Raw genomic sequence first — 15,191 nt, forward strand, 5'->3', positions numbered from 1 at the left:
ACAATCATACAATCATGATGTTCATGTAGCATTTTTTATTAGCAGAAGTAAGAGAAGCTCTCTGCATGAGATTTATTGCGCCTTCTAATGTTAATATATAATAGATTAAGTCAAGATATTTGATCAATATTAATCAAAATAATTCTCCTGTTCTTATCCATACATCAGGGTTTTATTTCTATGATCGATATCACTTAAAAGTTAAACTATAATGCATTAAATAATTTAGCGCATTTTATTCTATAACTATAATAATATCTAGTCATAGAGATCATTTGAATAATTAAAATATAAAACGCATAAGATAGATGATATCTCGTATCATGTATCTTATGAATTCTGGGCTAACTATTATGCTAAACAATTTTTATCACACAATGCGCATGCACATTATTGCGGAAAAGTGAGATATAAATGATGAAGGAAATAACAAAGAAAGCAATCAAATTAATCGTCTTATCACTATAAGCTCTTACTAGTAAGATAGTAATCCTCCTAGGATTCAAATGATACGATACATGAATATTTTAATATCATTAACAATGAAAAGGTTTGTCAGACATGTTTCTTATGGAAGAATATTATTTTCACACGGCAAATAATAATGTAAACCCTTAATTTAGTCTTAAATAATTATAAATAATTTTAGAAAGACAAATATAGGATAAGTATTCATATGATACTACATATTTCTTTGTGTAATTGTACTTATTATCAATTAGGTAAGATCTACCGGGAGATCTAAATAATTTTTTTACATGATAAATAAGCAATAAATACGACTACTCAATCAATATATGATTCATAGCTTAAAAATGAGCATTTGCTAGAGAAAAGATTCATGTTAAGAATTATTGTATGTGCTACTATAATCTATACAAAATACTATACTTATTACTTAATACAGCATAGTAACGATCACAATCATTGGCATCACGACTAAACTCGAGAGTTAATGCATAACATGCATCTAGATATCACTATGCTAAACGATCTATTAATACGTTTTTGACAGATCTTACATAGAAAAGATTATAATATAAAATTTATTTCAAATAATTATGGAATAATATTTCACATATTAGTTCCTAACTAGCGCAGAATAACTACAACCTAGAACTATTTAACGTATTTTTATACAGTAAGCATTGTTATTTCTTGTGTATTGAAGTATTTTTTATATTTAAAATATAATTAAGGTATAACTATATATGGAATTAGTAGGTATTTTTTTTGGTAGTGATACTGGTAATACTGAGAATATTGCTAATTTGATACAAAAAAAACTCGGAAAAGATATCGCTGCAATTCATGACATAGCTAAAAGCAATAAAGAAGATATTGAAACATTTAATATGCTCGTATTTGGCATTCCTACTTGGTATTACGGTGAAGCGCAGTGTGACTGGGATGATTTTTTTCCTTCACTAAGCAAAATAGACTTCAATGGAAAATTAGTTGCTATTTTCGGTAGTGGAGATCAAGAGGATTATGGAGAGTACTTCTGTGATGCGATGGGCATTCTCTATAAATTAATTAAACCTATGGGTGCTACTATCGTTGGGCACTGGCCAGTATCTGGTTATTATTTCGAAAGATCCAAGGCTCTATTTGACGAAACAAATTTTGTCGGTTTAGCGATAGATGAAGACCGCCAGCCTGCGCTTACCACAGCTCGCGTTGATGCATGGGTAAAGCAGATCTCTAAAGAAATGCGTTTATTTGAGATTATTGGCTAATATAAACTTGCGCAATAATATTGAGTGATTAAATAAATCTAGAAGAGAAAAGAACTACAGCTTCAGACTAATCTAACGATGTCTAGGGCAATAATGTGCATTATTTCTCGAGTTTAGTCGTGATGCCAATGATTGTGATCGTTACTACGCTGTATTAAGTAATAAGTATAGTATTTTGTATAGATTATAGTAGCACATACAATAATTCTTAACATGAATCTTTTCTCTAGCAAATGCTCATTTTTAAGCTATGAATCATATATTGATTGAGTAGTCGTATTTATTGCTTATTTTAATACTAATACAGGATCATATCCTCAGAGTTCTTTCTCTAATTTTCTGAGATGCTATCGAGTTGATTAGCAAGGATATATACTTTTATTCATAAAATGACTTATAGTTCATTAATATCTATAATTTTATAACTACTATAAAAGCATACCACAGGCGATTTCTATTCTATTTTTCTATATTTTTTAAGGTTGTTCCTATCTAGAGTAAATGTTTTTCTCATACTGGTGTTGTTCTGAGTCAGACTAAACATTTTATTATCTTAGTCTTCATAAGATTAGTAGGCAAGCTCATCAACAGAATGTTTTTATCACGTTGTAAGATACAATATTACTATCTTTAGAGAATATCCTTATAATTAGTCACAATAATGTTTGAGAGTAAGCATTTATATGATGGTCGTATTGGCTATAATAAATAAAATATTATGAATTGAGGAGAGAAATATTTTTGTGTAAATGTATAATATCCATATAGAACTAATGATCGTGCTATAACTTTCGTTTATATCATAATCTAACGCATTTTTAGTATTAATTTTTGTAAATTTAAAATTTCTATTTTGCGAGAATATAGATCTTGAGCGTATGATAACAATGCTTGTTATGTAGTATCTAAAGATTCATTTATTCAATCAATAGCAAAAATTTCAATATTCAAGTAATATGTGCCATATTTAAATCACTCTACTGATATAGTAAAATTTATTATTATTGCTGTGTTTATCGTCACAGTATTATTAAAACTAAGAGATTTATACTGCTCTGTTTATCATTTACCTTTATAGAATTTATAATAAACATCGATTAAATTTTAGTTTGATGATAATCATTTAAAGCAAGACATGCTGTAAACACTATGCGTTCTAAACTCCTCAAAAACAAGTAACTGGAAAGAACCTACATGATAGATAATAATACTGCCTTAAAAAAGGCTGGACTTAAAGTCACGCTTCCGCGTCTTAAAATTCTAGAAGCACTACAGGATCCAACTTGCGACCACGTAAGTGCAGAAGATCTCTATAAGAAACTAATCGATATGGGTGAGGCAATAGGTTTAGCAACCGTCTACCGCGTATTAAACCAGTTTGAAGAGGCGAGTATTGCTACTCGTCATAATTTTGAAGGAGGAAGGTCTGTCTTCGAGCTTACAAAACAAGACCATCACGCTCACCTTATATGCCTAGATTGCGGTAAAGTAATTGAGTTTGGCGATGATACCATAGAAAGGCGTCAGCATGACATTGCCCGAAAAAATGGTATTCATCTTACCAATCATAGCTTATATCTTTATGGGTACTGTGCTGAAAATAATTGCCTCGAATATAAAACGCTGCAAGATAGTAAATAATTAATCTATATGCATATAATATATCTCTTTTCAAAAATGTTTGCTTGCCGCAAATATAGCGTATACAAAGATTACAAAACGCTAAATTATATTTAAAATATTTTAATATTTTATCCTTTTCCATTAATTGTCAGAGGGTTAAGTAAATAAGTAAGGTGTCTTATAATTTATAGAATGCATTTTATGTCTATAAGCCTCTAATTTGTGAAAATAATCCAGCTCTCTGCATAGAGCTTCTTGATTATGAATATTAATCTTCTTTTATATAACCTAGAGTTTAAGTCACTGTAATTCATAAGAAGCGCTCAATGATGATACTTGTCAAGACCAATCGCATCTTTAACCATCAAATAGTTACCGAACTAGATAAAATAGTATAGGTGTAGTACTTGGAAAAGTTGCAATAGAAAACTACCAAAGATCTAGTTGACCTTAACTTAGCCCTTAAACGCATAAGTACCAACTTGAGTCGGCTGGAGACTAGCAATATATAATTAACGCATAATTATGAAATATCTATAGAAACAGTTTATTAATTCAGCATTAATTACGAGTTACCTCATTGAGTAAGAACATGTTTGATGATGCAAAAATTGCAGATGCATGATACCCCTTACTTGTGCAAAATTGAAAAAGGGAAATACTACTCAAAAAGCTGAAAATGCAAGTATATAACTGATCATAGATCTTCTATCCATGGGAACATTCTTGATCCACACACAGTAGTAATTTCTTCTTATCAATGCGTTAGCGTTATTTAACGGTTATATAGCTCTACCCGTAAGCTACTACCAACTCTTGGAATAGAGATTACGGTGCAGGATCTAAAGAATTCCAAGTTAACAGCACAAGCGTTTTAGCAAGTGATTATTATCTCATTTAGATGCTTGATACTGAACGATAAATGCATTAATAGAACCGATACTAATTATAAAATCAGATCAAATTTTACCGTAATGACCATTCTGTTTTGTGCATTTCATAAAGGATGCATGCATGAGTAACTGAGACCACAAGTATTAGTAAATAATCAATCAGACTCTGGCGTGATAGCGTGAAGAGAGATCTCTTGGATGGTCCTATTTTATTAAATATAGTACTGATTGTATAGATAACTTTGAACTAGATAGATAACGGATCTATCTTGATAATTATTTCGGTAGTCTTTATTAATAACATAAATCTAGCTATTGCTCTGCCATAATCGTTATTTATGTACGTGAAAACGGCATAGAGATAATTTTTCAAAAGAACGAATAAACAGATGTATAGATACCTATTTTCTCATACCAAGAGTATAAAATATTTAGACACTCCTGAGAAAGTAGATCTAAAAATGGCCATATAATACAGCAAAATATAATGGCGGTCTAGCTAAGAAAGAAATATCCTAAGTCTTTATTCAGTAAGTGCGACTCAATAATTAAGATGAAAATATATATAACTATGCATTCTTAAATACTTCAAAAAACCTAAGTCGTGCTATCTGATATACCTCTCTTTTTGAAATAAAAATATACATAAGATTTAATAATGGAATAATTTCTAGGTTCTGCGACTGACCAAATAGCGTATCATATTGGTTTTCTCAAGTTATAATGGATTAGGATATAGGACTTAATATTAATATAAACGATAACACATTATATTTAATAACAAAAGTTACTCTCTCTATTCTATTAATGAAGTATAAACATATCAGCAATTTATATAGCGCAATGACTATTACCTATAAGGTATTTTATTTTTTAATGAAATAACTAATCTATATATGATATAAGTAGTGGCTATGCATATTTTTTATAAATATTAGATCAGTCAATGAGTAAAATTTTAATTGCAGTATTATAAATACTTCTTTAGTTTATAGTAACTATATCAATATGATATCTATAAATATTAGAATTATCATTATGCGGTAAAATATAAAAATACTAAAGTTATGGTGGAGCATAATTATAAATTCAGTCTCAATAAATTATAGCCATAATTCGACCTGATGTGATTATAGAAGTATCCATATAGTCACGATAAGCAATAAGATCTAGTTTTGAGAATAACTCAAATATATATGATAACGAAGATCAATTAATAGGATACTGCTATATAATCACAAACCTTATTCAAGTAAAAATCATTATAAAGATCAAGATAATACCAACCAGGTTGCAAAAAATTATCAATATAAATTGATTCAGATAATTTGAATATCTTATTAATTAACATTGATATTCTATTTATTCTTTCTATTGATTACATGCCGTGAAAGAAGTCTCTATTACTGATATCTCATGACAAAGATCTAACTTGTTTCTAAATATTACAAAATAAACAAATTAAACCATTCGGGTCTCTTTTCGTTCATAACCTGCTATACTACTAACATATTTATTACTTTTTAAGATCTTGTGGAAGATGATTATGCATCCGATGCTGAATATCGCTATACGGGCTGCGCGTATGGCTGGCAATTTGTTGACAAGAAATTACGAAATTCCTGAGACAATTGAGACGAACTCAAAAATTAGTAGCGATTTTGTATCTAAAGTTGATTTTAATGCTAAATGCTTGATCATAGAAACTATTCGCAAATCTTACCCCCATCATACAATCCTTAGTAAAGAAAGTTGTAACATGCTCTATTCAGGTAATGAGATTCAGTGGATACTGAATCCATTGGATGGGGCTGCAAACTTCATCAGACGTCTTCCGCACTTTTCAGTATCTCTTGCAGTACGAATCAGAGGCCGCACTGAAATTGCTGTAGTTTATGATCCAATGCGCAATGAAATGTTTACTGCAACCCGTGGTCAGGGCTCGCAGTTGAATGGCTATCGACTAAGGGGTGCAATATCTAAATATTTAGCAGGGACTGTTCTAGCAACCTGTTTCAAGTTCAAAGATAAAAAACAGGTTCCTTCTTATATCGTAGTATTAGATAAATTCTTTCAACAGTTTACTGATTTACGCTATACCGGTACTCCTGCCCTAGACCTTGCATATGTTGCTGCTGGCCGGGTAGACGGTTTTTTTGCATTAGGTCTAAAACCTTGGAATATAACTGCTGGCGAACTACTAGTATGTGAAGCAGGTGGTCTAGTTACTGACTTCGACGGCGGTCATAACTATTTGAAATCAGGTAATACAATCGCAGGGAATCCAAGAATTGTAAGAGCTATTTTAGGTAATGTAAGTAATAAACTAATGAAGATTAAAAAGATTGATATTTCTGGTAAATTATAAAACTATTCTAATAAGGAATCTTGCTTATACATCTCAAATTAATTAAACTAAATTTAATTAATTTTGCTCACTCTGTTATTGCAGATAGACCCTAAAAAGTACATACAAAATTATATTACTAGGATTATTCAGAAAAATTATGATTCTAACAACTGATGAGATAAAAAATTTATAATAAATTCATCGCCATATTATCAAAAAATTTTTATTAGATGATCTCATTAATTGAATGAGATATAGTTTTAGACCTTAATAGAAATTTCTAACTAAATGACTCACTATCCGTTTTGAGAGAAATACATAAAAATAATTAATCTTTATGGATTTCAATAATATATTTAATATCTTAGATATAAGATCACAAGTAGTACATTATTTAATATATTTTGAAATACTAACGAGTTCATAGAACTGAAGATATGAGAAAAGTTCTTCTTGGTTAATGAAAATTTAGCTTGCACTTCCCGAATCCGTACCTTTACGCAATAAGTAGCGATATGGCAATTGACTTGTTTCCTGAGCAATCAATTCGTGATTCATAAAACAACAGAAAGAAGGGATATCACGGGTAGTTGATGGATCACTTGCTATAAGCAACAGAGTTTGACCATAAATCATATAACGTACAGTTTTACGGACCATCATTACAGGTTCAGGGCAGATTAGCCCAGATGTATCAAGAATTTTATCATGATTAGAAAAAATATCATTCATATTGATTCTCTATCTTCATAAATGCGCAAATTTCTTGATAAATAAGAAGATGACGTAGCAATTAAAAAACACCTATATTTTTATTATTTAAATATCGCTTTTATAAAATTTGATGTTTTAGTTAGACAAAAATTTGCTAATGGTAATTAGTGCAGGTGTAAGCAGTCATATTATTTTTAATAACTTTTACAAAATATTATATATATCTTACATTATGCAATATTATATAACGCTGCATATCATTGTGCATATTTAAGCAATAGATATTTATAAAGCAAATAGATATTATCTTAATGTAGACCTTCACATCATTTTACTCTAGATAATTTCCAGGGTAAAGATTTATGATTTTATCTAATATAATTTAGTACCTCTCTCATTTTTAAATTATCTTACATTATTTTCAACAAAATTCTTAAAATTATGTAGTAACATAAGAAATTAAATTGAAAGATCCATGTTAATAACACATCTAATATTCTTGAGACTATAGATTATTAATGCAAGAGAAACACTATTAGAAATATTACTAATAACGTAAGAAATATTTATAGGAAAAGAAAAAATTCACATCCTACATTAGGAATAATGATCATTATCATAACTGTCAACTATATAATATTGAGGATCCGTATACTTATAAAAGCTAGTAATTTTTCTAACATTACGTTATTAAGAATGAGTGATATTTTTATTTGTATAAATTTTCTATAATCCTAGGAAGGGTCAATTAAGACTATTTAGCAATATTGAAAACTAAATAAATGATATTAATTTTATATGATCCATAAATCAATAGACACAAAATAGATTTTATAATAATTTTTCATCTAGAATGATTAAATCTTTTGATTAGGAAGATATTAATAATACTTGCTATATATGGAGTGATAATAACTAGGGATGCAATAAGAAGATAAAAAATCAACGTACTATCATATAACAGAGATAGATAAAAGATTAAACAGAACCTTTTTTGATGATCTCCTAATAAAAAATGGAGAATATGAAGGAGTATACATAAGGTTATTAAAATAGCAAATATCTGCAGACAATATTTATTATCTTTATAATAAAGAATACCTATTTTAACACTGCTGGATAGCTCATCTTCTTATAAACTATTAACTTTAAATGAATATAATCATGGTATTTAATAAAGATTAATCTTTTGATGCTATTTTTTGTAGATTAGAGTACTCAGTATCAAAAACAATAATTAATCTAAACATTATCTTTATTACATTTATTGAAAAATACAACGCATATTTGTTATACCTAGCTGCAAATAAATAATTTTCATAATTTAGCACATTCTTAGTAAAGCAAATTTGGATATAAGTTTTTATATATTAACCTATATAAACTGATATCAGCATGTTTTTCTTTATCTCTTACTGTATAAAATTTACTTGCTGATGTATCATAATAAATCTTAGAGAATTACGGTTTGCGTTTTATTGCAATCCTTGCTTGAACAAATCGGCTTATCTGCGATGATAATCGTGTATAGTTGATTAAATACATATACACAATTAAAACGAAACTAGTTTTTCTTAAAATGTATTTGTATATAAAAAGTAAAAATATACCCAAACAAAAATGCTAATTCATGCTTTTATCAGAATTTTAGACTAATAAAAGTTTAAAACAATATAGCTTATCAGGGATGACCTAGCTGTATTGTTTAAATACAAGTTTATTGTATTACAAAATACAATTGAAATAATTACACCGATATGATTGGCTTTAAACAAATAATAGATAAAATATAAAATAAATAACACCCATCAGTATGCCTACAAGACACCACTCAGATCAAGAAAAACCTTTAAACACAAAAAATATTATCTTATATATTTTAGGAGAAATTCTATGTTAGTCCTGGAACTAATTATCGTACTGCTCGCTATATTTTTGGGTGCAAAAATAGGGGGTATAGGAGCAGGATTTGCTGGTGGTTTAGGGGTTTTAGTACTTGCTATTGTTGGTGTTAAACCTGGAAAGATTCCCTTCGACGTTATTTCAATTATAATGGCTGTTATAATTGCAATATCTACTATGCAAATAGCCGGTGGCATGGACTATTTAGTCAAAAAAACTGAAAAAATGCTACGTAATAACCCAAAACATATCACTATTATAGCCCCCATAGTTACCTATTTTATAACTATATTCACCGGTACGGGAAACATTTGTCTATCTGCTCTACCAGTGATTTCAGCAGTGGCAAAAAAACAAGATATTAAACCGTGTAGACCACTCTCTACATCAGTAATTGCAGCTCAGATCGCTATTACAGCGTCTCCAGTATCTGCCGCTGTAGTTTATATGTCTTTTCTCATGGAAGATCAAGGCATTACTTATATCAGGCTATTAATGGTAATGATTCCATCTACTTTTATGGCTGTTCTTACTATGTCAGTAATTATTTCTATCTGTTTTAATTCAAAGCTCTCTGATGATCCTATATACCGAAAACGTCTGTGTACAGGCCTGATTAAAGCAGATAGCGAACAGAAAATTTTTCTTAAACATTATGCAAAAAGTTCTTTATGGTTGTTTATACTAGGTATTTTGTGCGTAGTTAGTTATTCTATCATAAATAGCTCAATCATAGGTCTCGTTGAAGTACCAATAATGAATACAACTAACAGTATACTGAGTATCATGCTGAGTGTTGCAGCAATCACAACTATTCTGTGCCGAATTAAAACTGATCATATCCTAAATTCTAGCATCTTTAAAACTGGGATGAACGCATGCATTTGTATTTTGGGTCTTGCTTGGCTCGGTGATACTTTCGTTCAAGCGAACCTTCAGTGGATCACAAAAACTACAAGCAATGTAGTTCAGGAGTATCCTTGGTTAATGATAGTCATATTTTTCTTCGCCTCTACTCTACTGTATTCTCAAGCAGCAACGGTGAAAGCTCTGATGCCAATCGCGATAGCACTGAATATTTCTAATCTAATTGCAGTTGCTTCTTTTGCAGCAGTGTCTGGTCTATTTATTCTGCCAACTTACCCAACTTTGATTGCAGCGGTAAAAATAGATGAAACAGGAACAACTAGTATTGGTAGATGTATGTTCAATCATACTTTCCTTATACCAGGTGCTATAGGTATAACCTTATCCATTATATTTAGCGTCTTACTGGGTAAGATAATTTTATAAGAGTTGTATGTAATTTAATATACAAAAAATTTTTATATTAGTTTGTTGTTATGTAAACTAAGATATTCATAGACTGATATTGTCTAATTATACAAACTGATCGATCATATTCTTAATCTTAGTAAAAAATAAATCAAATCGTTTCTAAATATTATTTAAGATATTATATTTAATTTTAATATTATTACTATATTGATAGTATATTGACGCCCGAGATGTAGGATAATACTTTATTATTAATAATATTAATCATTGTTTTTCTACACACGATAAGTCTTGATATTATTCTTAAATAATACTTAAATATAACCTCATGTTCCACTAGAAACCTAATACTGATGATTAGTTGTAATCATTCATCTAATGTCTCTTAGAAAGCAAGATACCTATCAAATATTTAACCTAACGATAAGATTAAGAACAAAAGAATTTTCCTGATGCTACTTAATCTTAGAAGATGAGTAAAGATCTAAACCTTCAGCATCCAAGGAGATATCATTAATATATAAACAGGTTATTTGTATAGTGAAATACGATTTATCATAAAATAAAGAAATTGGATTATCTTGTATACTTGTTATCAAGTAGTATGCATATTTTTTAATAAAGAATATGTTTCTGGTTCTATAATAATTACAAAAAATACTAGAATAGCTAAAAGGATAAAATTTTACGAGTAATTAAATACTTTTCTGGAGCAAAAAATGGAACTTCGTCTGACAGGAGTAACTCTAGCAAGTATATTATTAGTTGGATGTATCTCAGGTGCATGCAAACCAGAAACTCAGGAACTCTCAGATCCGTTAGAAAGTTTTAACCGCATAATGTTTAGCTTGAATTATGATTATCTTGATCCTTACTTTTTGCGTCCTCTAGCTATAGCGTGGCGTCACTATCTACCTGTAAAAGCACGTTCTAGTATTGTAGGCTTTACTAGTAATCTTGAAGAACCAGCTAGCATGGTTAACAGTCTACTCAAGGGTGATATTTATGATGGATTTATACACTTTAACCGATTCTTTCTGAATACGCTTATAGGTATAGGTGGCTTCATTGATGTTGCATCAATGGCAAATACTAAGCTAGCAAAACAAGAACACCATGGTTTTGGTAGCACATTAGGATATTATGGCATTCCATATTACTTATATATAGTTCTTCCTGGATATGGAAGCTTCACTCTACGTCAAAATGGCGGTAACTGTTTAGACTCTATGTATCCAACACTTAGCTGGTTGACATTATGGATGTATCTAGCTAAATGGTTTATTGAAGGCATTGAGACTCGTGCGCGATTGCTGGATTCTGATTTTTTACTAAAAAATTCTTCAGACCCATACATAATTGCACGCGATGCTTACTTTCAGTATAATGATTTCGTAGCGATAGGTAATAGATTAATAGAGCGAAACAATCCAAATGATTATGCTATTAAAAACTCATTAAAAGATATTGATTCAGAATAATTAGTTATTACTTTCATCAAAGTATATATATGATCATATCTTTAAACATTTAAAGATATGATCATTTTATATCTGAATGCTTGATTGTGCTTGAATTATTTATATGAAATATTTAATAAATTTTATCATTAAAGTTAAAATTAAAGATAGAATAAGATATTAATAATATGATCAACAGATCAGATATGCTGTATAGACCATACTACTTATCATGAAGACTATAATATTAATAAAAGACAGAAAGTGTATTCGCAGTATGTAAGAAAAATAGATGTTGAGGATAATATCGCATATATAACTCCCGAAATAAATTTCTAATTCTCTTAACATGTTTAAGAGAAAACTTTAGAAAATATATGTTTTATTATAAAGATATTTTCTAGAAACTATATAAAATTTATAAAATATCGATTTAGCAATAAATAAAAATGCTCTTTATTAAGAATAAATATTCTTATAGAATATTTATTTATTTCCATTAATGCAGCACTATATCTCAAGAAATATCTTTTTACAAACCATTCGTACATTTCAGTTGATACCTGATGAAAGCATCTAGGACTCTTATAAAAAAATTTTTTCTTATAGGCTAGATAATTAGTATGTCAAAGACACTATATCCATTCATAATCATTAGAAAATTTTTAACAAGAGCTGTTAATCTACAGGATGGATAAGACTTACTCTAGATATTGCCATAATTCGATCAAGATAGAACCTTCTCTATGAATAGAGAAGAAAGATTTTTTCTAACACAATAAAAATTGTGTAAAAGATTAAAAGATTTTTACTGTAAATAATCAAGTACTATTTTAATCTTTAAACTTATGATTTTTTATGATTTAAAACAGTAATATCAAAAGAACATAAAATTACAATAAAATTCATGCATAATTATTTTTAATTTGCAGTTATAATATTCTCTGGATATCTAAGAGATATCCTTCTTATATAAAAAGAATTTTTAGCCTAAATATATTGTTTAATATAATTTTATATAAAAACTAAAAATGATGGGGGAGGAGGCTATAATATAGATTATAAAATAATATTTCTGTTTATTCATAATTATTATTTCTTTAATCATTACGAAGGTAGTAATAACTCTATTATAATATAGCATAAACAGCATTCTAAACAATATTATAGCAAGCCTTCTGCACTAATTTATTTGCATCGTAATACTTCTAAAAACTCATATTCTTAAATAACAGTAATCATTTTCTTAAACAAGGAAATAACATGTGTTTGTAATTTTTTAGTTTTAAATATTCTTAAATATCATTTCAGTAGCTCTACTGAAATGTCTCAAGAGTACGGTGGCGAGACTGGACATTCTTGCCGAGTGAGCGGAAGTATTCAGCCAATTGTTCTACTACATAGACCGAACGATGTTTACCACCGGTACAGCCAATTGCTACTGTTAGATAGCTGCGGTTATTAGTTTCTAACATCGGCAACCAATGCTCTAAGTAGCCACGAGTTTGATAAATAAAATCATCTACTTCAGCGTATAATCGTAAAAAAGCAGAGACAGGTTGATCTAGACCAGTCATAGAGCGTAGGCTCGTATTCCAATGAGGATTAGGCAAGAAACGTACATCAAACACATAGTCAGCATCAATGGGAATACCATGTTTAAAGCCGAAGGACTCAAATACTATTGTGAGTTCACGTTCACGTCTACCTAGAAAACGTATACGCAAAACTTCTCCGAGCTCATGTACAGACATTGCTGAAGTATCGATGATGAGGTCAGCACGAGCCCGCAAAGGCTCTAATAGATAATTTTCTTCATCAATAGCATTTTCCAAGGAAAGATTGTGGATCGAGAGAGGATGCAGGCGACGAGTATAGCTGTAACGACGAATAATGGTATTACGAGTAGCATCTAAGAATAGAAGCTGTAGAAAACAGCCATTTGGTAGATTGCAAATAGCCAGTTCTAGCGCATCAGGAGACTCAGGCATATTACGCACATCAAGACTAATAGCAGCTAACGCTCCTCTATCGGTAAGAGAATGTGCTAAATTAGATAGCAGTTCTATAGGAAGATTATCTACACAATAAAAGCCCGTATCCTCTAAAGCGCGCAAAGCTACTGATTTACCTGAACCAGAACGGCCGCTGACTATTATCAGCACCATGTTGGCAATCTCCTTATTTTAAGTTAGTCAAATTAAAACCTATTTAAAATTAACCTCGCAGGGAAAATACTATGAAACATATTTAATATTTAAAGTAACGTAAATATTGATCTCTTAATATTATTTTATTTTTCTGCTTATAAACTTATATTGTATTATTTTTCTTCCACAACCTTATGACTGTTCTACAAAAATACATAAACACATGCATCAAACTTTCTGCAATATTTTTGCGCAATAAATACTATAGTTGATTTCTTAGATGCTCATTGATAAGTAACTCATGAGTAAAAGAAAAAATAAACATAAATACCTATTATCAATAAAAGTTATATTTTATCGGTCTTTCCAGATATATTAAAAACAAAAATAGATTATCAATTTTGCTGAAGATATTTATACTGTAAGTTAAAGTAAAATGAAATCTATGACGCCAAATACAGCTACTTAGCAACCAATATAATATTTTTAAAAATCACTTTATTTATTCTGACAGAGGATGCGTAAATTTATGTATTCTAGACTTATTAAATAGTTTAAAATACATTGAAAGATCACACATATGAAGTATGATACACATCAAAATTAGCTATATAATAATTTCTTGTTTATATTGATGGTTTTATTTTTGTTGCTTAAATAAACTTGATAAACGCAATATAATATTATTTCAAATATTGAAAAGTAGATATCCTGAATAATGAGAACCGCATATGAATTTAATATTTAGACAAAAAATGATAGAATATTCCTAAGAACGCATCAAATCCTTTATATATTAAAGTATATTATTTGCATTCAAAAGAAAATTTTTTAAATAGCTCATAATACAAACACGGATCTACTGCTTGATGAGGGATATTATTTTTTACTAAGTATGAAAATAGGAAAATAACTCACTGTAAGTATTTTACAATAGCATAACTATAATTTTCTTTATCAGACGGGATAAATATCTCGTTATCATGCATGAAATAAATATTAATTTTTAAAATATTATCATAGCAACACAACCATTACGATGAATATATTGTTAAATAGTCTATCAGATCACTAAGAATCAT

7 protein-coding genes are annotated in these 15,191 nt (G+C 29.3%); 5 read left to right on the plus strand and 2 right to left on the minus strand.

Annotation, left to right across the window (positions count from 1 at the left end; genetic code table 11):
• Positions 1–1,211: 1,211 nt before the first annotated feature.
• From fldA to suhB, 3 genes are all read left to right on the plus strand, one after another.
• Positions 1,212–1,739, plus strand: coding sequence for a flavodoxin FldA (fldA, locus tag KTT71_RS02400; protein WP_216782272.1), 528 nt, complete (start codon positions 1,212–1,214; stop codon positions 1,737–1,739).
• Between the two features lie 1,194 nt (positions 1,740–2,933).
• Positions 2,934–3,380 (plus strand): ferric iron uptake transcriptional regulator, encoded by a 447-nt coding sequence (gene fur, locus KTT71_RS02405; RefSeq protein WP_216782273.1) that lies wholly within the window; start codon positions 2,934–2,936, stop codon positions 3,378–3,380.
• A gap of 2,421 nt (positions 3,381–5,801) precedes the next feature.
• Positions 5,802–6,623, plus strand: a complete 822-nt coding sequence (suhB, locus tag KTT71_RS02410; RefSeq protein ID WP_216782274.1) for an inositol-1-monophosphatase — start codon at positions 5,802–5,804, stop codon at positions 6,621–6,623.
• Between the two features lie 450 nt (positions 6,624–7,073).
• Here suhB and tusA read toward each other — a convergent pair whose 3' ends face one another.
• Positions 7,074–7,337, minus strand: coding sequence for a sulfurtransferase TusA (tusA, locus tag KTT71_RS02415; RefSeq protein ID WP_216782275.1), 264 nt, complete (start codon positions 7,335–7,337; stop codon positions 7,074–7,076).
• Between the two features lie 1,875 nt (positions 7,338–9,212).
• Here tusA and KTT71_RS02420 point away from each other — a divergent pair.
• Positions 9,213–10,514, plus strand: a complete 1,302-nt coding sequence (locus KTT71_RS02420; protein WP_216782276.1) for an anaerobic C4-dicarboxylate transporter — start codon at positions 9,213–9,215, stop codon at positions 10,512–10,514.
• Positions 10,515–11,218: 704 nt separating this feature from the next.
• Positions 11,219–11,980, plus strand: a complete 762-nt coding sequence (gene mlaA, locus KTT71_RS02425) for a phospholipid-binding lipoprotein MlaA (protein ID WP_216782277.1) — start codon at positions 11,219–11,221, stop codon at positions 11,978–11,980.
• Between the two features lie 1,295 nt (positions 11,981–13,275).
• On the opposite strand, the gene rapZ is transcribed toward mlaA, so the two are convergent.
• Entirely contained in the window at positions 13,276–14,127 is an 852-nt protein-coding gene (gene rapZ, locus KTT71_RS02430) for an RNase adapter RapZ (RefSeq protein ID WP_216782278.1), read from the minus strand.
• Between the last annotated feature and the right edge of the window lie 1,064 nt (positions 14,128–15,191).

This window comes from Candidatus Profftia tarda (assembly GCF_904848675.1).
Taxonomy (GTDB): Bacteria; Pseudomonadota; Gammaproteobacteria; order Enterobacterales; family Enterobacteriaceae; genus Profftia; species Profftia tarda.

What these genes read in the sequence shown, in the direction of transcription:
- mlaA (WP_216782277.1), top strand. Translation starts at nt 11,219, where the DNA reads ATGGAACTTCGTCTGACAGGAGTAACTCTAGCAAGTATATTATTAGTT.
- suhB (WP_216782274.1), top strand. Translation starts at nt 5,802, where the DNA reads ATGCATCCGATGCTGAATATCGCTATACGGGCTGCGCGTATGGCTGGC.
- fldA (WP_216782272.1), top strand. Translation starts at nt 1,212, where the DNA reads ATGGAATTAGTAGGTATTTTTTTTGGTAGTGATACTGGTAATACTGAG.
- fur (WP_216782273.1), top strand. Translation starts at nt 2,934, where the DNA reads ATGATAGATAATAATACTGCCTTAAAAAAGGCTGGACTTAAAGTCACG.
- rapZ (WP_216782278.1), bottom strand. Translation starts at nt 14,127, where the DNA reads ATGGTGCTGATAATAGTCAGCGGCCGTTCTGGTTCAGGTAAATCAGTA.
- tusA (WP_216782275.1), bottom strand. Translation starts at nt 7,337, where the DNA reads ATGAATGATATTTTTTCTAATCATGATAAAATTCTTGATACATCTGGG.
- KTT71_RS02420 (WP_216782276.1), top strand. Translation starts at nt 9,213, where the DNA reads ATGTTAGTCCTGGAACTAATTATCGTACTGCTCGCTATATTTTTGGGT.